The 24,866-nt window shown below is 38.4% G+C and carries 21 protein-coding genes and 1 tRNA gene; 12 read left to right on the forward strand and 10 right to left on the reverse strand.

The window, feature by feature from the left end; genetic code table 11:
- Window positions 1-331 precede the first annotated feature (331 nt).
- The 5 genes from BGP15_RS24645 to BGP15_RS24665 all read right to left on the reverse strand — a co-directional run bounded on the left by BGP15_RS24645 (window position 332) and on the right by BGP15_RS24665 (window position 3,177).
- Window positions 332-928, reverse strand: coding sequence for a hypothetical protein (locus BGP15_RS24645; RefSeq protein WP_286770950.1), 597 nt, complete (start codon window positions 926-928; stop codon window positions 332-334).
- Window positions 915-1,409: an RNA polymerase sigma factor gene (locus BGP15_RS24650; RefSeq protein ID WP_112375585.1), complete on the reverse strand. Its 495-nt coding sequence runs from the start codon at window positions 1,407-1,409 to the stop codon at window positions 915-917. The genes BGP15_RS24645 and BGP15_RS24650 overlap by 14 nt, the downstream gene beginning before the upstream one ends.
- 4 nt (window positions 1,410-1,413) lie before the next feature.
- Window positions 1,414-1,704 carry a hypothetical protein gene (locus tag BGP15_RS24655; protein WP_146753114.1) on the reverse strand — a complete coding sequence of 97 codons (291 nt, stop codon included), beginning with the start codon at window positions 1,702-1,704 and terminating at the stop codon, window positions 1,414-1,416.
- A gap of 408 nt (window positions 1,705-2,112) precedes the next feature.
- Window positions 2,113-2,197, reverse strand: a tRNA-Ser gene (locus tag BGP15_RS24660).
- Window positions 2,198-2,292: 95 nt separating this feature from the next.
- The gene (locus BGP15_RS24665) at window positions 2,293-3,177 is read right to left on the reverse strand and encodes a bestrophin family protein (RefSeq protein WP_070566124.1); all 885 of its coding nucleotides are present in this window, start codon (window positions 3,175-3,177) and stop codon (window positions 2,293-2,295) included.
- A 67-nt stretch (window positions 3,178-3,244) separates the two neighbouring features.
- Here BGP15_RS24665 and BGP15_RS24670 point away from each other — a divergent pair, with 67 nt between their 5' ends.
- The 3 genes from BGP15_RS24670 to trxA all read left to right on the forward strand — a co-directional run bounded on the left by BGP15_RS24670 (window position 3,245) and on the right by trxA (window position 5,129).
- Window positions 3,245-4,093: a glycoside hydrolase family 25 protein gene (locus BGP15_RS24670; RefSeq protein WP_070566122.1), complete on the forward strand. Its 849-nt coding sequence runs from the start codon at window positions 3,245-3,247 to the stop codon at window positions 4,091-4,093.
- Window positions 4,094-4,233: 140 nt separating this feature from the next.
- Window positions 4,234-4,833 (forward strand): rhodanese-like domain-containing protein, encoded by a 600-nt coding sequence (locus tag BGP15_RS24675; RefSeq protein WP_286710423.1) that lies wholly within the window; start codon window positions 4,234-4,236, stop codon window positions 4,831-4,833.
- On the forward strand, window positions 4,833-5,129 hold the full coding sequence (gene trxA / locus BGP15_RS24680; RefSeq protein ID WP_046672371.1) for a thioredoxin: 297 nt from the start codon (window positions 4,833-4,835) through the stop codon (window positions 5,127-5,129). The genes BGP15_RS24675 and trxA overlap by 1 nt, the downstream gene beginning before the upstream one ends.
- Window positions 5,130-5,217: 88 nt before the next feature.
- Here trxA and BGP15_RS24685 read toward each other — a convergent pair whose 3' ends face one another.
- From BGP15_RS24685 to mqnC, 3 genes are all read right to left on the reverse strand, one after another.
- On the reverse strand, window positions 5,218-5,379 hold the full coding sequence (locus tag BGP15_RS24685) for a hypothetical protein (protein WP_167450446.1): 162 nt from the start codon (window positions 5,377-5,379) through the stop codon (window positions 5,218-5,220).
- A 153-nt stretch (window positions 5,380-5,532) separates the two neighbouring features.
- Window positions 5,533-6,093 carry an SMC-Scp complex subunit ScpB gene (scpB, locus tag BGP15_RS24690; protein WP_286770951.1) on the reverse strand — a complete coding sequence of 187 codons (561 nt, stop codon included), beginning with the start codon at window positions 6,091-6,093 and terminating at the stop codon, window positions 5,533-5,535.
- A 9-nt stretch (window positions 6,094-6,102) separates the two neighbouring features.
- Complete coding sequence (gene mqnC, locus BGP15_RS24695; RefSeq protein WP_070566118.1) at window positions 6,103-7,227, reverse strand: cyclic dehypoxanthinyl futalosine synthase; 1,125 nt, start codon at window positions 7,225-7,227, stop codon at window positions 6,103-6,105.
- A 429-nt stretch (window positions 7,228-7,656) separates the two neighbouring features.
- Here mqnC and BGP15_RS24700 point away from each other — a divergent pair, with 429 nt between their 5' ends.
- The 8 genes from BGP15_RS24700 (at window position 7,657) to BGP15_RS24735 (ending at window position 20,649) form a co-directional block, all read left to right on the forward strand.
- Window positions 7,657-10,962 (forward strand): SusC/RagA family TonB-linked outer membrane protein, encoded by a 3,306-nt coding sequence (locus BGP15_RS24700; RefSeq protein ID WP_286770952.1) that lies wholly within the window; start codon window positions 7,657-7,659, stop codon window positions 10,960-10,962.
- 32 nt (window positions 10,963-10,994) lie between these two features.
- A complete protein-coding gene (locus BGP15_RS24705; protein WP_070566116.1) occupies window positions 10,995-12,710 on the forward strand; it encodes a RagB/SusD family nutrient uptake outer membrane protein in 1,716 nt (571 codons plus the stop codon).
- Window positions 12,711-12,834: 124 nt separating this feature from the next.
- A complete protein-coding gene (locus BGP15_RS24710; RefSeq protein ID WP_286770953.1) occupies window positions 12,835-14,154 on the forward strand; it encodes a D-alanyl-D-alanine carboxypeptidase in 1,320 nt (439 codons plus the stop codon).
- Window positions 14,155-14,164: 10 nt separating this feature from the next.
- Window positions 14,165-15,463 carry an MFS transporter gene (locus BGP15_RS24715; RefSeq protein ID WP_286770954.1) on the forward strand — a complete coding sequence of 433 codons (1,299 nt, stop codon included), beginning with the start codon at window positions 14,165-14,167 and terminating at the stop codon, window positions 15,461-15,463.
- A 20-nt stretch (window positions 15,464-15,483) separates the two neighbouring features.
- Window positions 15,484-16,212, forward strand: coding sequence for a (Fe-S)-binding protein (locus BGP15_RS24720; RefSeq protein ID WP_070566110.1), 729 nt, complete (start codon window positions 15,484-15,486; stop codon window positions 16,210-16,212).
- A 22-nt stretch (window positions 16,213-16,234) separates the two neighbouring features.
- A complete protein-coding gene (locus BGP15_RS24725; protein WP_046672364.1) occupies window positions 16,235-17,125 on the forward strand; it encodes a TIM barrel protein in 891 nt (296 codons plus the stop codon).
- Between the two features lie 276 nt (window positions 17,126-17,401).
- Window positions 17,402-18,976, forward strand: coding sequence for a peptide MFS transporter (locus BGP15_RS24730; protein WP_083295945.1), 1,575 nt, complete (start codon window positions 17,402-17,404; stop codon window positions 18,974-18,976).
- Between the two features lie 83 nt (window positions 18,977-19,059).
- The gene (locus BGP15_RS24735) at window positions 19,060-20,649 is read left to right on the forward strand and encodes a peptide MFS transporter (RefSeq protein WP_286770955.1); all 1,590 of its coding nucleotides are present in this window, start codon (window positions 19,060-19,062) and stop codon (window positions 20,647-20,649) included.
- Between the two features lie 76 nt (window positions 20,650-20,725).
- On the opposite strand, the gene BGP15_RS24740 is transcribed toward BGP15_RS24735, so the two are convergent.
- Together BGP15_RS24740 and BGP15_RS24745 are read right to left on the reverse strand one after the other, a co-directional pair.
- Window positions 20,726-22,018 carry a hemolysin family protein gene (locus tag BGP15_RS24740; protein ID WP_201638674.1) on the reverse strand — a complete coding sequence of 431 codons (1,293 nt, stop codon included), beginning with the start codon at window positions 22,016-22,018 and terminating at the stop codon, window positions 20,726-20,728.
- A gap of 145 nt (window positions 22,019-22,163) precedes the next feature.
- Window positions 22,164-23,510, reverse strand: a complete 1,347-nt coding sequence (locus BGP15_RS24745; protein ID WP_046671778.1) for a Gfo/Idh/MocA family protein — start codon at window positions 23,508-23,510, stop codon at window positions 22,164-22,166.
- 230 nt (window positions 23,511-23,740) lie between these two features.
- Here BGP15_RS24745 and BGP15_RS24750 point away from each other — a divergent pair, with 230 nt between their 5' ends.
- Complete coding sequence (locus tag BGP15_RS24750) at window positions 23,741-24,847, forward strand: phosphotransferase enzyme family protein (RefSeq protein WP_046671777.1); 1,107 nt, start codon at window positions 23,741-23,743, stop codon at window positions 24,845-24,847.
- The last annotated feature ends 19 nt before the right edge of the window (window positions 24,848-24,866 follow it).

Raw genomic sequence — 24,866 nt, forward strand, 5'->3', positions numbered from 1 at the left:
TGACAGTTAACGGTTTTCAAGACCGCCGCATTCGACCACTCTGCCAACTCTCCGCGACAAAAGTAGAAATTTTGGGTAGAATTACAAAACTTATTTTACATTTTTCTTTGTTTAAAAGCAGTTTTAGCACTCTTAAAATAGAAATGTAGTTGAATACCAGTTGGTTATTTTTAAGGGGTGCCCCTCTTTCCGATGTCATATTGGCGACAAAAAAAACTCCGCCTTGGTGGATATTTTCGCTTTAGATGTGATCATAACCTTGTTTTAAGGAAATTGCAATTAAAAATGGAGCTATGAAAGTATTTTTAAGGAGCAAACACGATCCGATTTTTCAATTCCCGAATTGTCGTTCTAGTTCTTGTAATTCAAAAATAACTTCGTTGATGGATCGATCAATTTTAGCGAGTTGTCTTTTGCCTAAATAAAAGTAGGAAAATAGCATCCAACTGTAGGTTGGAAGGTAAGTGAGTAAATAATAGTTGAAACTGGCACCCACTAGGATTTCCCGAAGATAGATCGAGATTGCTATACAGAGAATTAAATGATAAATGGGCATATTCCAATGAATTCTTTTCTTTCTAAAGGAATCAAACTGTTGCCACTGTTGTAAATGCTCGGTAGGTAAAGCTACTTCATTGATCTTTTTGATTTTACCTACAGTGGTCATCATTAAGGATGCCTGTATAAAACAAAGGCAGGATACGATAAACATCGCTGTGTACAATGCCAGCGTTTTGTGTCTAAAATCAAGGAAATATGCTAGCGCAAGAATAATTAATCCTGTTACAAGCAATAACACAGCACCGGTTATTTCTTTCCTTATTAATTCCTGACGAAAGTCTTTGACCTTACTCAGGCGTTTTGGGCGCAAGATATGTTGTTTGCTATCCTGTTTCCAAAGATGTTGTAAATCGTTAAAGTCTTGCATATTTATGGAAAATTTCAGTTAATTCTTTTTTAATTCGATGGATTTTAACACGGAGATTATTCTCTGTAATTCCCGTAATTTCTGCTATTTGCTCATAAGGTTTTTCATCTAATACCAATGTGATCAGTACTCTATCCGCTTCTTTTAGTTTGCTGATACATTTATACAGCAGATCAATCTGTTGTACTTTTTCATTCGTTGAATCCTCGGGTATATCGATGTAGTTTGAGTCAGTTATTTTTTTTACATGTTGATTCTTTTTTCGCATGCTCGTCAAGCAATTATTGATCGCTATTCTGTAGATCCAGGTGCTTAATTTTGCATCATTGCGAAAACCGTCGAGTTTTTTCCATACAGTAATGAAGGTCTCTTGGACTAAATCATCTGCATTATCTGGGTCTCCAGTATAACTGAGGCATAACTTGCGGATGGCCGGCGCATATTCTTTATAAATAATCTCAAAGTTTTCTTTGTTGGTCATCGGGTTATTTTAAAAATGTGTCTAGTTCAAAAAACCATATCGGCTGGTCATACATATTAAAATGCTTACTGTTGGTAGTGTGTAAAGTTAGCTTTTTTACATACTTATATTGTTGGGAAAGAATTTGCTGTGATTTTTCCAGCGTTTCGTATTTACTGCCTAACACGAAAATCGGTTTCTGTCCATACGCTCCACTACAGCTATATCCTGTGATAAGATTCATCGGTGTTCCTTTTCCATTGATGTTGACCTGAAAATCATATTTTTTTTGTGTATATGCCGATCCGTATATCATAAGTAAAAGTATTGAAATACCGAGTTTGATGAAATAACATATATAGTTCCGTAAATCTTTATTGATACGAAGAACAATAGTTTTCATAAGAATTGAACATAAAACCAGTAATTAGGGTTGCCTAGAATATTCTGCGTATTAGATGTTATGAATTACAGATTATTACATAAAAGAGTGAAAAAAGTTAAAAATCGTGCATGGGGAAAGGTAGAGTTGCGTAAAATGTTGTTTTCTCGTAGTAACAATGTGGTAATTCGAATGGTGTAGTGCTGTAAGAAAATTGATTTTTTGATAGGGAGAATAGCTGGTAAACCAGATTGAATGGGGATGTGTTGGCAGCCCAGCCAGCTGGGGCTTTGAATCCAGCTATAAAGCAAAAAGCCCTTCATTTCTGAAAGGCTTTTTCTGCGGAGAGTGAGGGATTCGAACCCCCGAACCTGTGACAGTTAACGGTTTTCAAGACCGCCGCATTCGACCACTCTGCCAACTCTCCGCGACAAAAGTAGAAATTTCGAATAGATTTACAAAACTTATTTTCTATAGATAGTCTTAGGGTTTGAAAATGAGCTAGATTGTTTTTAAAAAAGGCTATACAGGGATAATCTCATGGCAGTGTTTCCTGATGTTGGCCGCAATTTTGTCGATCGGTAAATCGTCTTGGTCGATACCAAATGGCTCTTCAATGGACTCGCCAATTAATTCGAGAGATGCTAAAACATATAAAATAAATGGTACAGCAATCACAACAAAGTAACCGATGGAGAAAACGTAACCTACTGGAAGGGTCATGGTATAGAAGATAATGAACTTCTTGATAAATGCACTATATGCCAATGGTATTGGCGTATTTTTAATACGTTCACAAGCTCCACAAACATGTGTCATAGTAGTAATTTCCTCATTAAGGATAATAAGCTGATCGCCACTTATAGTTCCTTCTTTATATAGATCATTGATTTTGTGGAAGATCATGGTAGAAACTTGATTGGGGCCATGTTTTTTATTATCCAAAGCTTTTAACTCAGGGTGTTCGTTTTCGTCGAGCATAAACTTGGTGTAATCCGATCTTAAAAAATCGTATAGTGTCTCTGCGAATAGGGGGATTGCCTTTCTAAAAAAGCTACGGTTCACTTTGTCATCTACATCCAGCATGGCATTTAGTTTGTACGAAAAGGCTCTACTTATATTGGTCAATGTACCCCATTGCTTTCGGGCTTCCCACCAACGATCATAGGCTGTGTTTGTTCGGAATACCAGTAAAAGCGATATAACGAAACCGAGAAGATTGTGGACAATGGTAATGTTTTTGACCCAGCTCTTTTCATTTAATTTGAGGTATTCCAATTCAAGAAAGGCAATCATCCAGGAATAAAAAGCGATTAAAACAAGAAATGGCAGTAACTTTTTGAAGGTATCTGATTTATGCAACTTGAAAGTTGCCGAAAGCCAGTCTTTGGGGTTGTACACGATCATACACAAAAATATAAATTGTTGTGAAAATTTTGCGAGTTAATTGCTATTGCCGTAACTTCATCGTGCCATGGCACAACAGCGATTAAAAAGAAAGAAAACAAGCACAAAAGGAAGTCAAGCCCGAGGAACAAAGTGGATCTGGATGATAGCAGGAATGCTGGTGTTTTTCCTCTGTCTTGTAATGTGGCATTATCGAGCTGGAATTATATACTATTTTCGTGTGGCTACCTCCAAAGACAAGTCTCTGACGAAGGAGGCTAAATACGATATTCGAAATATTGAGATTATGAGCAAGCACGATGATAAGGTGTTTGGTATAGACGTGTCTACCTACCAGGAAGAAATAGATTGGCAAAAGGTAAGCACAATCAATGATCATTTTCCGATAGATTTTGTGTTTATCAGGGCGACAATGGGTGAGAAAGGAATGGATAATAAGTTTAGTCGAAATTGGAGCAAAACGGCAAATAGGGCGGTTTTGAGAGGGGCTTATCATTATTTTAGACCCAATGAAAACTCGGTAAAGCAAGCGAAGAATTTTATTCGAAAAGTTAAATTACAGCCTGGCGATCTTCCACCGGTCTTGGATATTGAGGAGCATCCAAAACAACAATCTATGGATAGCTTGAAAGTTGGGCTAAAACGTTGGCTTGAAGAAGTCGAAGCTCACTACAAAGTAAAGCCCATTCTTTACTCCGGAGATAAGTTTTATAGTGATTTTTTGGAAAAGGAGTTTGCCGCTTATACGCTATGGATTGCAAATTACAACTTTTGGGTTGAGAACCCCAAGGAGCATTGGGCTTTCTGGCAATTTTCTGAAAAAGGCTCTGTCAGAGGCATTCAGGGCAATGTGGACTTAAATATATACAATGGTAAAATTGAGGAATTGGAAAAGCTGCTTATTCCTTTTAAATAGTCAAATATATGCGTAGCGTTTTTATCACATTATGTGGGGTCTGTTTTGCACTGTTCAATGATCAAGTGCAATTGCATGCAGCATCGAAGAACCATCAGGCCGAGATGTCGCAGCCCGCTTCAGATTTACCACGATTAACATTGAAGGAATTTAAAAAAATGCGCCGTGAAACAGCTATTCAAGTTCTTGATACGCGGCCTGGCGATATATTCCTGCAAGGATTTGTGCCGAAATCAATAAATATAGGTTTTAAAGGTCCATTTGATCACTTTTTGGCACAAGTGTTTCCCAATAAAGCGCAAAAAATTTTATTGATTACAGAAATAGATAGTCAGGATACGGTTTACAACCATTTATTAAAATTGGGTTATACTCATGTTATTGGAGTTTTGGATGGTGGCATCGAAACTTGGAAAAGTAACGAAGATGTAGTCTCATTGAGCAATATTAGTGCAGGAGAATTTAGGAAAAGATCAGGTCAAGGTCATATTGTGGATGTAAGAACAAATAAAGAATTTGGTAATGGACATATTGACAATGCAATGAATATTCCATTAACAGATTTCGTTAATTTTGGTTCTACACTTAAAAAAGACAATAAACAGCTGTATGTACACTGTCAATCAGGATATAGGAGTGCAGTGGCTGTATCTATTTTAAGTGCTAAAGGATTTAAACATATATGCAATATCCAAGGTGGGTATAAGGCATTGCAAGAAGAAGTAAAGGAGAATCAATAATGGCTACTTTTGACCAGATTATTCAATCAAATTCGCTGGTTTTGGTGGATTTTTTTGCGACGTGGTGCGGTCCATGCCAGACTATGGCGCCGATTTTACAGGATGTAAAGGAATTTTATCAGGAAGATCTATCCATCATTAAAATTGATGTAGATAAAAATCCCAAAATTGCTTCGATTTATAAGGTAAGTGGCGTGCCTACTTTTGTGCTGTTCAAAAATGGACAGCAAATATGGCGACAAAGCGGCATGATTCCCAAGATGGAATTACATAAATTGATCGATCAGGCAAAGTAAAAAATAAGGCGTTCAATTTGATTGAACGCCTTATTTTTTTAATGATACTCTGGTGTTTTAATAGGTAGTGTTATATCGCACTAAAATATTAAAATTCATCGTCATCATCGAAGTCATCCAATCCTCCAATCGAGTCGATTTCAGGTAAATCGAAATCATCATCGAAATCATCATCATCGTCATCAGGACCGTTGAAAGATGCGAATTTTACTTCTTCAAGATCTTCGTTAGCTAAAGTTGCCGTGTTCATAAAATAATACTTTATTGTTTCTTATTCAATGTTGTAAAATTAGAGAAGAAAACTATTTTTTAAAACTTTTTTTCAAAAAATTATTAAGCTTTATTTTTCTGTTAATCAATATGTTGAATTGTATTTTGAAAATAAAAATTTATTTTATTTTATTTATTCATTTGTTTCGCCAATCGCATTGTCCTCGGTAACGATGTCTTTTAATTGTGGGAGATCTCTCACACCATTGATTCCGAAGTGATCCATGAACTGTTGGCTTGTTGCATAAAGTAATGGTTTTCCGATACTATCTGCTTTTCCCGCAATTTTGATTAACTTCTTTTCCAGTAAACGTTGAATAGCGTAATCACAGCTGACACCTCTAATCTGCTCCACTTCTAATTTTGTTATCGGTTGTCTGTAAGCAATGATGGCGAGTGTTTCTAGCGCTGATTGACTTAATTTTCGCTTGTTATTATGATTTTGGAGCTGTTGTATCGATTCATGATAAATAGCTTTTGTCAAAAACTGATAGGCGTTGTTGATGTAACGTAATTCGAGTACATAATCTTCATCCTGGTACTTCGTTTCAATTTTTTTAATCAAGTCACGTAGCTCGTCTCTGGATACTTCGATGGCTAATGCTTCCTGCAAAATCTGTTTGATGTCGGCAAGATCTATTCCTTCCGCAGAAGCAAATATAATTGCTTCAATATTTCTTATGACGTCTTTCAATGTATCGTATTAATAGTTAATGACCTGTTCGACCATATGGGCTGGTAGCTCACGGAACTCGTACTTTTGTGTTCGTAGTTGTGGACTGAATCCAGCTTCCAAAATAGCTTCCTGTATTGATTTAGATGTGAATCTATGGGGGGCCCCTGCTGCAGAGACGACATTTTCTTCGATCATGATAGAACCAAAGTCATTTGCTCCGGCATGCAGACACAATTGAGCAGTACGTTTTCCGACAGTGAGCCAGGATGCTTGTATGTTTTTGATATTAGGAAGCATAATGCGGCTCAAAGCAATCATGCGGATATATTCTTCACTTGTTACGTTATTGGTAATACCGCGAAGTCTTTTCAATAAGGTGCCATCATCCTGGAAAGGCCAAGGGATGAATGCTATAAAACCATGGGATTCCTGCGGTTTTTCATCCTGTACTTCGCGAATCCACACCAAATGTTCAAAACGCTCTTCTATTGTTTCGATATGACCAAACATCATGGTGGCAGAAGTTGGTAGATTAATTTTATGGGCTGCCCGCATAACATCTAGCCATTCTTTACCACCGCATTTTCCCTTTGATATAAGACGTCTTACGCGATCATTGAGAATTTCAGCTCCGGCTCCAGGTAGAGAGTCCAGTCCAGCTTCTTTCAATTGTCTCAAAACTTCAATATGACTCATGTTCTCCAACTTGGAAATATGCGCAATTTCAGGCGGGCCGAGTGAATGTAGTTTTAGCGTAGGGTAAAGCTCTTTTAATTGCTTATAAAGGTTTTTGTAAAACTCAATACCCAAATCCGGGTGATGGCCACCTTGCAGCAGCAGTTGATCACCACCGTACTTAAAAGTTTCCTCTATCTTTTGCTTGTAGCTTTCGATATCGGTGATGTAACTATCTTCATGACCGGGACGGCGGAAAAAGTTGCAAAATTTGCAATTTGCAATACATACATTGGTGGTATTGACATTTCTGTCGATCTGCCAGGTTACTTTACCATGTGGCACTTGTATTTTACGCAATTCATTGGCTACGAAAGTCAAATCAGCTGTAGGTGCGTTTTGATATAAAAAAACACCCTCTTCCTTGGATAGGAACTCAAATCGGAGCGCCCGTTCTAATAAATTACTTACATTCATCAACAACAAATATAAGGAGCTTTTAGCTTATTTGGACCTATTTGTAGAATATTTGACAATGCACATTGAATTTTGGGAAAGGTTTTCGGTAACGAAAACAAAAGGATGTGCTTGTGTAACAATAGTATTGCAATTCGGCTTAGTGTATAAAATACAATAACTTGATTTATAGCACTTTGTGAATTAATTAAGATTTTTCCTTTTTTTTTACATTTATTATTCTTTACATTTATTTAACAGATTTTAACATTTCTGGAAAATAACCAAATTAAGTGAAAAATGAATAACCAAGGGGAATGAACCTGTCAACGATATCGCATTGTTGTCGTCAGACCTAAAAAAAATGACCAAGAACTTAAATAAACCAATATCAGCTAAAACAACTAAAGAATAAACATAAATTTTTTAAACCACCTATTTAGTAAAATTATGATGAAAAAAACGGACAAAAATTGCTGTTTTGATCTCATATTGGGCCAAAAGTTCAATAAGAGGTTTCTGCTTATGAGTTCTCTTCTCATTGGGGGAGGAATGATCACTCATGGATTTGCCAGTGGATTAGTTAGCCATGGCAAAGTTGAAGTCGTTTCATTAATGAAAACAAAGCGTGTACAACAGACGCCTATCAAGGGGATCGTGAAGGATGCTGCTACAGGTCAAGGTATTACAGGCGTTTCTGTTAAAGTAAAGGGAAGTAGTACCGGGACGTCGACCGACGAGAATGGTGCATTTACTATTCAAAGTAAAGTAGGCGATGTGTTGATCATCAGTTACATTGGGTACAAAAGCACTGAGATTACTGTTTCTTCGAAAGCTGATCTTTCAATTTCGTTAAGCAGTTCAGAAGACGCCTTGGAAGAGGTCGTTGTGACAGGTTATTCGGCACAACGTAAGAAAGATTTAACAGGTGCGGTCGCTGTTGTCAATGTGAAGGAATTGAAGACCACACCGGCTGCGAGTGCTGTTGAGGCATTGCAAGGGCGAGCAACAGGGGTTCAGATCGTAGTGGACGGCGCTCCTGGTTCTACACCACAGATTAAAATTCGTGGCTATAGTACGATTAACAACAATGAACCCCTTTACATTATTGATGGAGTGCCTTATGAAGGAAAGTTAAGCTGGTTGAATCAAAATGATATTGAAACAATGCAGGTGTTAAAAGATGCATCAGCAGCTTCAATTTATGGTTCACGCGCAAACAACGGTGTCGTAATTATTACAACTAAAATTGGTAAAGAGGGAAAACCTCAATTTAACCTTGATTCTTACTATGGTGTACAAGTACCAAACAGCTCACGTTTTCCAAAAATGTTGTCTCCACAACAAACTTTGGATATAGAAAATAGATTAAATGGCACAAATAATGTGCTTCCGGACTATCTTATCGCTGGACCTAAAGTAGGCGGTAAAGATGTAATCACTGCAGCGGATATCGATATGTCAAAATATAAATACGATGCAAGCAGCCGTTCGGACTTCTATCAGATTACGAAAGCAAATAAGGCCGGAACGAACTGGTTTGATGCTTTGTCTCAAAATGCCCCCACACAATCACATCAGCTTAGTGTTTTAGGCGGCGGAGAGAACGCTTCATACGCGATTTCTGGTGGTTATCTGAAACAAAAAGGGACAATTATTCACACGGGGTTCGAAAAATACAATCTTCGTTCAAATACGCGTTTTTCGGCTTTCAACAATAAATTGCGTTTTGGGGAGAATATGCAATATAGCTTTACGGAGGGATTTGGTGTAGGTGTAAATACCAATGTTGCTGGTGATTATATCGGTGAAGGTAGTGCATTAGGTTTTGCATATCGTATACACAATATTATTCCAGTATATGATGAAGGTGGAAATTTTGCGGGATCCGTTGGTGGCCAATTTGGTAATGGTGAAAATCCGGTAGCTATTGCTTACCGTGCAAAAGACAATAGAAACAAGAGCAATATGTTTTTCGGTAACGTTTTCGGTGAATTTGATATTGTCTCAGGTTTGACCTTCCGAAGCAGCTTTGGTATGAAGTATGAGAATTACAATGGTGTTTCTTATACTTATCCAAATCCTGAATTTACAGAAGGAAGTTTTAATAATGGAATAAATGAATATTTTGGATTGAATAAAGAATGGACCTGGACAAATACATTAAATTACAAAGCGACATTTAATGACGAGCATACGTTAAGTATTCTTGCGGGTACAGAGGCAATTCAAAATCGTAATAGACAAATTTCAGGAAAAGGAAATGGCTTTTTCACGATGTCAAGTCTTGATTATCTCTATTTGGGTGCTGCATCTACAGGTCGTGTAAGTGATGGTTCGGGTGCAATTGGATCACTGTTTTCGATCTTTGGAAAAGTGGATTATTCGTTCAAAGATCGTTATATCTTAAGTGCAACTGTACGTCGCGATGGTTCTTCTAACTTTGGACCGAACAACAAGTATGGAACGTTCCCAGGGGCGAGTGCGGCTTGGCGTTTGTCGCAAGAAGAGTTCATGAAAGGTGTTTCATGGATTTCTGACCTAAAAATCAGAGCAGGTTATGGGGTAACGGGTAACCAACGTATTCCAGCTAACCAATATTTAAATCGCTATCAAGTTGCTATTAATTCTTCTTCTTATCCAATCGATGGAAGTTTAACATCCGGTATGTGGCAGAATGCGTATAATAATCCTGATGTAAAATGGGAACAAGTATCCGCATTGAACATTGGTTTGGACTTTACGCTTGCCCAAGGTGACTTTGATGGTTCTTTCGACTGGTATAACAAGAAAACGAAAGACATGTTATACCTGCTACCATTACCTGCTGTTGCCGCCGGTCGTGCGGGATCACCTTATGTAAATATTGGTGATATGCAAAACAAAGGGGTTGAGTTTTCATTGAATTACCATTATGGAAGACGTCAAGAAAGCCAATTTAAATTCGATCTGTCGGCTACAATATCGCGAAACGTGAACAAAGTTGTTGCCTTGGCGCCTTCTGTTACTCAACAGGTTTACGGTAGCTTTAGAAGTATGGAAACTTCTATCTTAAAACCAGGAGAGCCAATTGGTGCTTTTTATGGTTATAAGGTAATCGGTATCTATTCGGATGCAGATATGTCAAATGCAAGCGTGGCCAAATATGAGGATGGAAAATCGCGAGCAGGCGGACTTAAATTTGCGGATATTAACGGTGATGGAAAAATCGATGCCAGCGATCGTACGATCATAGGTAGTCCACATCCTGATTTTGTGTACTCATTCAATATCAATGCATCTTATAAAAATTTTGACTTTATGGCTTATTTCTATGGGTCAAAGGGTAACCAAAATTATGAGGCGACGCGTTATTTTACGGATTTTGGCGTATTTAGAGGCCAAAAAAGTGTACGTGTCTTAGACGCATGGGATGCCAAAACAAATCCTTCAAGCATGATTCCGTCGCAAGTGGTGGGGGCATCGGCGTACGAATATGCTTCTTCGAGCTATTACGTTCAGGATGCGAGCTTCTTAAAGTTGAAGAATCTGCAGGTTGGATATAATTTTGATACAAATAAGGTGTTCGGTAATAATACCGGTATCAAAAAATTGCGTGCCTATATTGGTGCAACAAATCTATTTACAATCACAAAATATCAAGGCCTAGACCCAGAAGTAAGTGCAACACCTTCAACATATTCTGCTTTGGGGGTAGACTTCGGAGTGTATCCACAAGCACGTCAGTATATGTTGGGTGTGAGTCTTGGTTTTTAAGGTTTAATGATTTAAGTTAAAATTTGATTGAAATGAAAAAAAGAAATATAATCGTCGTTCTCGGAATATCAATGGCTTTGCTATCTTCTTGTGGTAAATCTTTCCTGGAACGTATTCCACAGGGGGAGTTGTCTGACACGCAGGTTGCTAACTCAAAGGGTATTGAAGCTGAATTGATTGGTGCATACGGCATTTTAAATGGCAATGTCAATGGTACTTGGGGAAACTATTCTTCAGCACCTAGCCAGTGGTTGTTTGGAGAGGTTGCGGGGGATAACGCCCATAAAGGTTCTGAAGCTACGGATCAACCTAATATGAATATGATCGAGTTTCATACACCAAATAGTTCTAATGATAACCTGAGCCAGATGTGGGAGGTATACTATGAGGGTGTGCTCAGAGCAAATAATACGTTACGACTTTTGAATGCGGATCAGGCAGGTGCAAAAACAGTGACTGCGGACCGTGCAAAGCAAATTCAAGGTGAAGCCAGGTTATTGCGTGCACATTATTATTTTTACCTCTGGCGTGTTTTCAAAAACTTAGCCTACGTGGATGAGACTATGACGGTGGATGAGGCCAAGGTTAAACCTAATAAAGATGATGTACTGCCTAAGATCATCGACGATCTAAAATTTGCAGTGGATAATCTTCCTGCCACTAAGATTAACCAACAATCAGGCCGTATGGATAAAAATATCGCTAAGGCATATTTAGGTAAGGTTTATTTATACCAGAAAAAATATGCTGATGCATTGGCCTTGTTTAAAGACGTTATCGGTGCAAAGGATCTTCGTACGATGCCGTACCAAAATAACTTTGACGTACTTACAAAAGATGGCCCAGAGGCATTACTGGTATCTAAACATGTGATTAACCCAGATGGATCTGGCGACAATGCCAATGTTGGAGATATGTTGTCTGGATTAAACGGAAGTAATCCTGTAGGTTGTTGTGGTTTCTATCAACCGACCATTGATTTGGTCAATGCGTATAAAGTTGATGCAAATGGCTTACCATTGTTGGACGGTTCTTATCGCAATAATCCATATAAATCAGATTTCGGTTTGTCTGATGAGGCAAAGAAAACATACAAACTTGATGTGACGCTTCGTTTTGATCCACGGTTGGACTATACGGTTGGTCGTAGAGGTGTAAATTTCTATGATTATGGTGTCATGCCAGGCGATGCATGGATTCGTGAGGTGAGCTCGGGAGGACCATTTGTTGGTATAAAAACAATGATTCCGAAGAGTCTGCATGCGACACATACGGCGTCAGGAGCGGCATATATTACTGACTTGGATGTTAATATTATTCGTTTAGCTGATGTTGTTTTAATGGCAGCGGAATGTCAAGTTGAATTGGGCGACTTAGGTGCAGCGATGAATCTCGTAAATGCAGTTCGTGAACGTGCGGCAAAATTACCTCCAAAAACGACTGGCGATAATGTTGCAGCGGCAGTATATGTTGTTAAACCCTATACTTCTTTCCCAGACCAAAATTATGCGCGCAAAGCTGTTCGTTTTGAACGTCGTTTAGAATTAGCGATGGAAGGACATCGTTTCTATGACCTCGTGCGTTGGGGTGAGGCGAAAACTGTATTGGAAAGCTACGCAACGTTTGAAGGTGGTTTTATGTCACGTTATAAAGGCTTAAACTATAAACCACAAAATGATTACTTCCCAATTCCACAATCGCAGATTGACAGAAGTGGTGGAGCTCTGACACAAAATCAAGGATATTAATTTTTGATAGTTTTAAAAAGGAAAGGGGGAGGCGTTGTCTTCCCCTTTCCTTTTTAAGGGTTTGTATCTGAATTTTGGCAATAGACGAAAGGGAGTTCATGCAGTTTTTTGTATGTTTGAACTGATGAAAAAAATTTTAAGTGCATTATTGCTGCTTTGGTTTCTGCCCGCTGCTACTTTTGTAGCGAAGGCTCAGAGCTTTGAGGATGTTTATCAGCTATTTCAAGAATCTAAAATATTAAATGATCATTTTGTTGGTTTTTCTTTATACGACCTCAATGCCAATAAATATGTCATGGACATAAACGGCAATAAGCATTTTACGCCGGCTTCCAATACGAAAATGTATACCACCTATGCTGCACTGGCACTGTTGGGCGATTCAATACCTGGTTTGGAGTATGTGGAACGCGGAGACTCGTTGCTTATCTGGGGGACTGGTGATCCGACCTTTCTGCATAATCGTTTAGATACCCGGGTAGTATACAACTTTTTGAAAAATACGAATAAACGCATTTTTGTTGTGCCAGGAACAATGAAGAATAAGTTCTTTGCGCATGGTTGGGCTATGGAAGATTTTGAGGCTTACTATCAACCTGAAATCAGTACATTTCCTATTTATGGCAATGTGGTCACTTTTCGACAAAAAGGTTATAATTATCTATCGACCTCTCCATCAAGTTTTCAAAATTCACTGGATTTTTTGCCGGAACCTAAGGTCGGTGATTTTGAACTTTCCCGCTCATTTCATGCAAATTCCTTTTGGATGTCCAAACGTCCCGTTCCGAGCGGTTATGTCAATGAAGTTCCATTTATCTATTCTGATAGCTTATTTATTAAATTATTGGCGGACAGTCTAGGTAAATCCGTCACCTTACTATCTTACCAAAAACCAAGCAATACCAAGATACTCTATTCCGGCAGTACCAAAAATTTAATCCGTGAAATGATGTTGCCAAGTGATAATTTTATTGCTGAACAGTTTTTGATGATGTGTTCGTGGAAACAATTCAGTCAATTTGATACTTACTTGGTACGGGACTGGATGAAGAATAACGTTTATAAATACTTTTCAGCTGAGGTCGCCTTATTTGATGGATCGGGCCTGTCGTCCTATAACAAGGTGACTCCGCAGAATAATGTAGATCTATTGGTCCTCTTGAAAAATAAGTTGCCGGATGAGCAAGAGCGTTTCCGTCTTTTTCCGGCTGGAGGTGTCGATGGCACCCTAAAACGTACCTATAGCAAAGATCTCGGTGAACCGTTTGTTTTTGCTAAAACGGGAACGATTACATCTGTCTATAATCAGAGCGGTTATCTGATTACGCGGACAGGAAGGCGCTTGGCATTTTCTTTTATGAACAATAATTATATAGATGATCGAGCAAGTGTAATTCGTAAAGAAATGGCTAAAATAATTACTTATATTCGTCAAACTTATTAAGCCAATTTAAATGGAAGCAATTGTAAAAAACAATAAAAAATTGATTCGTTCTTGGGCCATGTTCGATTGGGCCAATTCTGCTTACAACCTTGTTATTACTTCCACGATATTCCCTGTTTACTATACCGCAATTACGACGACAAAAGAGCATGGTGATGTTGTTCGTTTCTTTGGGATTGAAGTCGTCAATACCGCACTTTCCAATTTTTCTTTGGCTTTTGCCTATTTGCTGATGTCTTTTTCTTTGCCTTTTATTTCTTCCTACGCTGATGCAAAGGGGAAAAAGAAACAGATTATGAAATTCTTTACCTATGTTGGAGCGGTTGCATGTATGTGCTTATTTTTCTTCAAGCTTGAAACCTTGGAAATTGGTATCATATGTTTTGTTCTTGCGGCGATGGGCTATATTGGTGGTGTTTTGTTTAACAATTCTTATTTACCGCTTTTGGCAACTGTTGATCAACAAGATAAGGTGAGTGCGCAAGGTTTTGCTTATGGATATATTGGCTGTGTCACTTTACAGATTCTTTGTTTTATAGTGGTGCTTAAACCTGAATGGTTTGGTATTACAGATGCTTCACTACCGGCTCGCATATCGTTTCTAATGGTCGGATTGTGGTGGCTTGGGTTTTCAATGATCCCTTTTAAATACCTGCCTAAAATTGATGCGACCGAGAATAACACCGGTAAGAGTTTTGTACAGAATGTACGGAATGAATTCGGCCATGTTATCCAAAAGATCAAAGGTATTCCAGAAATAAAACAGTTTTTGCCGGCTTTTTTCTTTTATGCAATTGGTGTTCAGACCTTGATGATTGTAGCCTCTTCTTTTGGAGAGAAAATTTTGCATTTAGGCGCAGAAAGGTTGATTGCGACAATTCTTCTCATCCAGCTCGTGGCTATCTTAGGTGCATTTTTAATGTCTTATTTATCTACGCTTTTTGGAAATATTAAGGTGTTGATCGTTGTGGTGATGATCTGGATCGGCATCTGTATTGCAGCATTTTATTTATCTACTCCACTTCAGTTTTATATAATTGCTGCACTGGTCGGTTTAGTTATGGGCGGGATTCAGTCCTTATCACGTTCAACCTATTCTAAGTTAATTCCGACGGATATTAAAGATACGACGGCTTTCTTCTCTTTTTATGACGTTACAGAAAAAGTTGCTATTGTCATTGGATTATTCTCATTCGGGTTTATAGAACAGGTAACACATAATATTCGATATTCGGCATTGGTTCTTTCTTTATTTTTTGTAATTGGATTGTTACTTTTGGTCCGGATATTAGTATCCAATAAATCTTAATTTTATTGATTGAATTGCATATGAAAGTAGAACTTTTTGTTCCTTGTTTTATAGATCAGCTTTACCCTGAAACCGCTTTTAATACGGTTCGTTTATTAGAAAAAGTCGGTTGCGAGGTCGTCTATAATCCTGAGCAGACATGCTGTGGCCAGCCGGCCTATAATGCTGGATTTTGGGATGATGCGAAACAGGTCGGACGGAAGTTTTTAGGTGACTTCTCGGGAGATCATGTGATTATTTCTCCTTCGGCGTCCTGTACTGGTATGGTACGACATGCTTATAATGATTTATTCGCAAATTCGGCAGATTCCCATCAATGTCATAAAATACAACAACAGGTGATGGAAATCTCTGATTTTTTAGTAAACGTGCTAAAAAAAGAGTATTTTGGAGCTGAATTGGAGGGTGTTGCGGTATACCATGATTCTTGCTCGGCTTTGCGAGAGTGCAAAATTAAAGAGGAACCACGGAAATTATTGAGTAAGGTCTTAGGTTTGGAGATGGTGGAGGTGAAAGATAGCGAGACATGTTGTGGGTTTGGGGGAAGTTTTGCCGTTAAATTCGAAGGAATATCCGCAGCAATGGCTGAGCAAAAAGTGCGCAATGCACTTGATCTGAATGCGGATTATATTATTTCCACTGATTCATCTTGTTTGCTACAGCTTCAATCTTATATCGATAAACATAAATTACCCATTCAGACGATGCACCTCGTTGATGTGTTGACCACTGGCTGGGGAAATATTTAAATAACACATTAAATCTAAACACATGAATTCAAGAAGAGATTTTCTTAAAAACCTTGCGCTAGCATCTGCTGGTATAGCATTAGCTCCCTCATTGGAGAGTTTTGCGGCAGCAAAGAAAGATTGGTTTGACATTTCCTTGGCTGAATGGTCATTGCATAAATCCTTGTTTAAGGGAGATTTGAACAATTTGGATTTTCCAGTATTGGCTGCCAAAAAATACGGTATCTATGGGGTGGAATATGTGAATCAGTTTTTTAAGGATAAGGCTAATGATAATAATTACCTTACTGAGCTAAATATGCGCGCGAAAGATAATGGTGTACGTAATGTACTCATTATGATTGATGGTGAAGGAAATCTCGGTGACGAAGATGAAACAAAGAGAAAACAAGCTGTGCAAAACCATTATAAGTGGATTTCTGCAGCTAATTTCTTAGGTTGTCATGCCATTCGTGTCAATGCGGCTGGAAAAGGAACGCCTGAGGAAGTGAGTAAGCGTGTTGTTGAAAGTTTAACAACACTATCTGATATCGGTAAAAAAGCGGGCATTAGCATAATTGTAGAAAACCATGGTGGTATCTCTTCGCATGGTGACTGGTTGGCCAATACATTAAAAGCAGTGGGTAGTAAATATTGTGGAAGTTTACCCGATCTTGGTAATTTCTATGAGTATGATCGTTACCAAGGTGTAACGGATTTAATGCCTTATGCGCATGGTGTGAGTGCCAAAACACATGATTTTGATGCCAATGGTAATGAAACGCAAATTGACTATGAGCGTATGTTGAAGATTGTTAAAAAAGCAAAATTCAAAGGTTATGTGGGGATTGAATATGAGGGAAGTAAGTTGAGTGAGGAAGAGGGTATTTTTGCTACTAAAAAATTATTGGAACGTTTGCGTCCTTTGATTTAAAATTTAACTTTTCGAGTTCTTTTCTGTCAATGGAAAGAACTCGAATAGTTAAATAGGTTTGAATTGATGTGTTGCTCGGATGCCACAACGAAAAAAAACTGAAGTCCATTTGTTAGAAACCTATTAAAATCTTCACTATCTTGCTTGAGTATATGAAGATGAGTGAATAACTACTTTCTTGGTGTAGAGGACCATCGGATTTTTCCATTTACTGATGGTATACTTATAAATGGAAATCGCACTACCTTATTTTGAAAAATAACGACTAAAAAAAACATGAATTTTGAAAAAAATGCTGTTCTTGAAACCCATTTGCAAAAAGTAGGGGCGGAACATGTATTGGTACAAGGGCATCCAGCCGGCTTGTTCGTATTATTCTTCACAGAGATGTGGGAGCGTTTTAGCTACTATGGTATGCGGGCGCTGTTGGTGAATTTTCTAGTTTCTACCATCGCCCAACAAGGATGGGGCTGGACCAACTCCGAAGCGATGAAGCTTTACGGTTTGTACACGGGGATGGTGTTTTTAACGCCCTTGTTCGGCGGGATTATAGCCGACCGTCTTACAGGATATAAAAAATCCATTATGGTGGGGGCTATAATTATGACTCTCGGGCATATCGCTATGGCTTTAGAGGGATTTAATAAAAGCTTTTTTTTGGCAGGGTTGGTGCTGATTGTTTTGGGAAATGGTCTGTTCAAACCCAATATTTCTTCGATGGTAGGAAAATTATATCCGGATAAAGGCGGTAAAAAGGATGCGGGGTATACCATTTTTTATATGGGTATCAATGGAGGGGCATTTTTGGGTATGATGCTATGCGGCTATATTGGTGAGAAGATCGGCTGGCATTATGGTTTTGGGCTTGCCGGAATATTTATGTTTTTGGGAATGTTGCAATTTTATTTTGCGCAGCGCATCTTCGGAAAGATTGGAAATACACCCGAGAAACAAGAAGAGCTAACCGATATTGCAGCGGGTCAAGAAGAAAATCCGCAACATATTGTGCGTGATCGTTTGCTTGTAATAGCCATTTTTATGTTGTCAAGTATTGTCTTCCATTTAGCTTTTGAACAAGCGGGTGGCTCGATGACGATCTTTGCAAAAAATTATACACAGCGGGTATTGAGTGGTGACGTGGCGGTTTTATTTAAATGGTTCGACGCTGCATTGACGGTTTTGCCGATTGTGGTAATTACTGGGGTACTGTTTGTTTTAGCGAAGAAAATCATACGCAAATACCCGATGATTATACTTTTTTCGAGCATTTCTTTTGTGATCATCTGGTCCTTGTGTCTTTGGAAGGTTTATCGGGAATATTATGGTATGAATTCGGAAGTTACTGTATCCTGGTTTCCGATGTTAAATTCTTTCTTTATCATTACGCTGGCTACATCATTTAGTAAGATCTGGGAGAAAGTATGGAATCCTTCTGGTCCAATTAAGTTTGCAATGGGACTGACACTGGTTGGAGTTGGTTTTGCGGCACTATCTATTGGAAGCTCCGAGATTCCTACCGGTGCAAGGACGGCCTCTGTTAGTATGATATGGCTGGTATTGGCATACTTTTTTCATACAGTGGGCGAATTGTGTATTGGTCCGGTTGGACTTTCTTATGTCAGTAAACTATCGCCCAAAAAATTCCTGGGGTTATTGTTTGGTTTTTGGTTTTGTGCCAATGCCATAGCTAATTTTATAGGGGGCTTTATTGGGTCGTATATTGATAAGATTACTGAATCTCATTCGATGTCTTACTTCTTTGCTGTGTTTACAGTGATCCCTATGGTGGCTGCTGTATTTCTTATTCTAGGCAACAAAAAAATAAAAAAGATGATGCATGGAATTGATTAATTCATAGAAAAATAGTGTATCTTCAAGCGATTTTTATCAAAATAAAAACAAAACCTGAGTTATAAAACAATTATTGAAATTATATGAATCAAGAAAAAGATCAAGTTCTTGTAGCGCATCTTGCTAAGCAGGGGATCGATGACAAGATGGTAAATGGACATCCTGCCGGATTATTTGTGCTATTCTTTACAGAGATGTGGGAGCGGTTTAGCTACTACGGTATGCGGGCATTGTTGACCTTATTTTTAATAAGTTCCATTGCTGATGGAGGATGGGAATGGAGTAATGAACGGGCCATGAAACTTTACGGTTTGTATACTGGTTTCGTCTATTTGACACCATTGATCGGTGGAATGATAGCGGATAAGCTAACCGGTTTTAAAAAGGTAATTTTGATCGGAGCTTTGGTCATGACCTTGGGGCATTTGTCTATGGCATTTGAGGGCGTAAATTCAAATTTCTTTTATCTAGGTCTTGTCTTAATGATCCTAGGAAACGGGATGTTTAAACCTAATATTTCTTCCATGGTGGGAAATCTCTACCCAGATCAAAGTCCTAAAAAGGACGCTGGTTATACCATATTTTATATGGGAATCAATGCCGGATCATTTTTAGGAATGCTATTATGTGGTTACATTGGTGAGAAGATCGGTTGGCATTATGGATTCGGACTTGCTGGAGTGTTTATGTTCTTTGGTATGTTGCAATTCTATTTTGGACAAAAGATATTTGGTATCATCGGAGATTCTCCTAAAGCACTTCAGGCTTACCATGAAAAAAAGATCAAGAATCACGAAGAAGAGGAAGAGGTCATTCCAGCACATGTTGTCCGAGATAGATTGATCGTCGTCACCATATTCATGTTGGCTAGTGTAGTTTTCTTTCTGTCTTTTGAACAGGCAGGAGGATCGATGTCAATCTTTGCCAAGGACTATACGCAAAGGGTTCTGTCTGGAAGTTCGGCGGTGACATTTAAATGGATTGATACTATTTTGACCATTGTGCCTATTGTTATAGTCACAATTGTTTTAACAGCATTGGCTAGAAAGATATATAAACAATATCCATTAACGATTTTATTTACTGGTATTTCGTTTGGTATAATTTGGTGCTTAGGACTTTGGAAAGTCTTTAGAGAAATAGGAATAACTGGATCAGAAGTCGGCGCTTCATGGTTTCAGATTTTGAATGCATTTTTTATCATTTCACTGGCATCGTCATTTAGTAAATTCTGGGAAAAAATATGGAATCCGTCTGGTCCTGTTAAGTTTGCATTGGGCTTAATATTAGTAGGTATCGGATTTGCAGCATTGGCTTATGGGGCGAGTGAAATTCCCCAAGGTGCCAAGACAGCCTCTGTCAGTATGATCTGGCTTGTAATCGCCTATTTTTTCCATTCTGCAGGAGAGCTTTGTTTGTCACCTGTTGGTTTGTCTTATGTCAGTAAGCTTTCTCCAAAGAAATTTTTGGGACTTCTTTTCGGTTGTTGGTTCTGTGCTTCGGCTATTGCCAATTTTATCGGTGGATTTTTAGGGTCATACATTGATCGCATTACAGAAGAACATTCGATGTCTTACTTCTTTATGATATTTGCAATAGTTCCGGGAGTTACTGCATTGTTGTTGATCATCTTTAACCCCTTATTGAAAAAAATGATGCACGGCATCAACTAAATTGTTGTAGAAGGTGAGCATATAAAAGCGGTTGGCTGATCAGTACATCGATCAACCAACCGCTTTTTATATTCTTTTATTCCTCCACTTTCAAAAGTAGTTTATCGATGCGGTGGCCATCCATATCAAGCACTTCGAAAACTAAATTTTTAAATCGGACACGTTCGCCTTCTTCGGGCACGTGATCTAATCTTAGGAACACTAGGCCTCCTACAGTAGTTACATTGTTGATCTCATCTTCGTCTTCCTCAGAAAGACCGATTTCAAATTCATCCAAAAGGTCCTCGATCTGATATTGTCCGTCGACAACATAATCGCCGTTTTCCAATTGACGTATTGTCGGTCGGGCACTTAGGTCGCTTTCTGTGATGTTACCTACCAAATCGCCAACGATATCCCGTAACGTAATAATTCCCTGTGGCGAACCATATTCATCAATGACAACCGCCTGATGTATACTGGAGGTGCGCAGGGTATTCATGATGCTATAAGATGAGCTAAATTCGTTCACAAATTTGATGGGTAACATGAGCGTTCTTAGATCAAATGGTTCGTTTTGGAGGCATTGTCGTAGTAAAGACTTTACATGAACAACACCTTTAATATTGTCGAGTCCACCTTCACAGACCGGGTAGATGGAATGATCGTTGTCCAGTATGATCTTTCTGTTTTCTTCAAAAGAATCTTCCAGATCCAAAAAAACAATGTTTTTGCGATGAGTCATTAGGTTGACCGCCTTTTTGTCTCCTAAACTCAATAGACGGTCGACGATATCGTGCTCAATACCTTCGATGACACCACTGTCGACACCTTCGTCTACTAGCGCCTTAATTTCTTCTTCCGTGACACTATTGCCGCTACTCTTGATATTGAGTATTTTGACAATAAACTCTGTCGACATACTGAGTAGCCATACAAATGGTCGTACGATTTTGCTGAGCAGGTTCATCGGATAAGCGATTAGCATGGCATACTTCTCCGGAATAGCCATACCGATACGTTTGGGGACTAATTCACCAAGCACCAACGAAAAGTAGGTGATGATAAAGACGACAATGATTACAGCGAGCTGTTCGCTATAGGGGGCTATAATACTGGATTTATTAAATATGCCGACTAGATATGTGGAAATACTACCACCAGAAAAAAAACCGGTTAGAATGCCGATAAGGGTAATGCCTATTTGTACAGTGGATAGAAAGTTGTTGGGCGATTCTTTTAGGTTTAGCGCTATTTTGGCTGCCGCATTGTTTTTATCGCTTTCAGCCTGTAGCCTTGCCTTTCTGCTGGATACGATGGATATTTCTGATGCCGATAGTATTCCGTTTAGAATAATCAGGACTAAAATAATAATTGCTTCGGTAAGCATAATGAGTTGAAAAAGTTGTTTGCTAGTGCTAATTTACGGAAAAGACCAGCTAAAAAGTAGGATTATTATGATTATGTCAAGCATCCATAAAAAAAGCCGTATATCTTTCAATACGGCTTTTATAATAATAAGAATGTTTTTTCAATTACATTCCACTGTCATCTAACATAAAAGTATTTTTCTTGGTTTTCCATTTTCCTTTTGTGAAATCAGGGAATTCCAACGTTTTATTTCCTTTTGCAATAGACTCGGTAGATAATGGGAATACAGCACTCATGGTTACTGAATCATATACGTCAATTGGCGTCTGTACCTTTTGTTTTACTGCCTGAATGAACGCATTGAATACAAACCAGTCCATGCCACCATGACCAGAACCATTTGCTACCGCTTCATATTTTTGCCAGATTGGGTGATCGTATTTCTTTACCCATTCATCTGCAGAATCCCACGTGTGTGGTTTGGATTTACCCTCGATGTGAATACCTTTTGCAACATCCATCCAAATACCATCTGTTCCTTGTACGCGGAAGCCGATAGAGTAAGGTCTTGGCAAGTGTGTATCATGCGTTAATAACATGGTTTCTCCATTTGCACATTGTAACATCGTTTGTGTGATATCACCATTTTTGTAATTGATCTTACCGTTGGGGTGTCCTGGGGAAACTTTATTGACATAGGCTGCCAATCCACGGGCTTTACTTGAGTACGAAGTGATATGGGTGAATCTGTTGCCTTTGTTGATATCTGCAAATTGCATAATTGGACCTAAACCGTGGGTAGGATATAGATCACCATCTTGATCGATATTGAACTGTGTACGCCATTGTGCCTCAGAAATCGCTTTCGGGCCGTATTCAACGCCATGGCCATAATACGCTTTTCCGTCATTGAATAATACTTCGCGTAAATCGTGTTGATAACCGCCTTCCAGGTGCAACAATTCACCAAATAGTCCTTGTCTGTGCATATTCAATACAGCAAGTACGTCACGACGGAATGCCACATTTTCTAGGGTCATGTAAGGCTTTCCGGTTTCTTCGGATACTTTCACAATATCCCAGTGATCTTGTAGCGTTAGACCTGCTATAACCTCGCAACCTACGTATAGTCCAGCTTTCATTGCGTCAATAGCTTGGTTTTTGTGGAATTGCCAAGGTGTTGCAATAATGACAGCATCTAATTTTTCATTGCTTAGCATCTTTTTGTAAGCATCAACGCCACCAGTATATTCTTTTGGAAGTTTGGTGCCTTTTGCGTTGAATTGTTTACGGCATTGTGCTAGAGATTCTTCTTGGGTGTCACAGACAGCCACAATTTCTAAATCATCTCTGTTTAGGGCAATTTGAACGTGATTACGTCCTCTAAGACCCACACCAATAAAACCGATTTTTATCTTGCCATTTGTTTGGGCAAATAATTCTGTACTTGAAAGGACACCGATTCCAGCTGTAGTGATGGCAGTCGATTTTATGAAATTTCTTCTATCCATTGTTTTGAGATATAAGGAGTTTGTATATTAGTTATTTACTTGTTTGAAAACAGTCTTTGAGACTGGGTACTATTAACAAATATATTATTTCATTTGGGATAAATGAAAGTGCAAACGTTTGCTTAATTTTATTAAATTTCATGCAAACGTTTGATTGAAATAAAAATTATCATTTATTAATTCAATTTGTGATATTGCAAGCACATTGATGATTTAAAAAACATAGTTTAATGTCTGATTTTAACCAATTAGTAGTAGAGAGCGCAGCAAAACAATTCACATTAGAAGGAGATATCATTTCAGTGCAACCGTTTGGTTCTGGTCATATCAATGATACCTATCGTGTAGTTACTACTGTAGATAGCGGTATATCGCATTTATTACAACGTATTAATCACCATGTTTTTCCGAACGTGGATGGATTAATGCATAATATTGAGATTGTCACCAAGCATCTTAGCAAAAAAGTTAAAGTCGCTGAAGGAAAAAGAATCAGCGATCATGTATTGACAATTGTTCCTACAAAAGGTGGGGAATTATATATAAAAGATAGTCAGGATAATTATTGGCGCATGTTTATTCTCATAGAGGATACGAAAAGCTATGATATTGTAGAGACTGAAGTCCAAGCAGCCGAAGGTGGCCGTGCTTTTGGGTTGTTTCAAAAACAGCTGTCGGATTTAGATGCTTCGTTGATCGTTGAAGTACTTCCCAACTTTCATAATATAGAGTTTAGACTTGAAAATCTTCGAAAAGCAATCGCTAAAGATGTGTGCCAACGTGTAGCGTCGGTAAAGGACAAATTGGATTTTATCTTTAGTCGTGAAGATCGAATGAAAACCATTCTTGAACTTGGTAACAAGGGGGAACTTCCACTGCGCATTACACATAATGATACCAAGTTTAATAATGTGCTCTTAGATCGCCACGATAAGATGCAATGTGTGATCGATTTGGATACAGTTATGCCAGGCTATGTGGCATACGATTTTGGGGATGCGATTCGGACGATTATTAACCCTGTTGCCGAAGATGAGATGGATGTTTCGAAAATTCTGCTAAATCTTGCCTTATATAAGGCCTATGCCGAAGGTTATTTGGAGGAAGCTAATGACTTCTTGACAACTTTAGAGAAAGAAACATTAGTCGATGGGGCCTTCTTATTGCCCTATATGCAAGGAGTACGTTTCTTAACGGACTATTTGGAAGGAGATCATTACTACAAGACTAAATATGATGACCATAATCTGGTGCGTACAAATACGCAATTGAAATTGGTTGAAGAGATGGAAAAGAATGAAGCATTTATGCGGAAGGTAGTTTTTGATTGCATTTAACAATTTTATACCTTTAATC

Source organism: Sphingobacterium sp. 40-24, from assembly GCF_001899705.1.
Classification (GTDB): domain Bacteria; phylum Bacteroidota; class Bacteroidia; order Sphingobacteriales; family Sphingobacteriaceae; genus Sphingobacterium; species Sphingobacterium multivorum.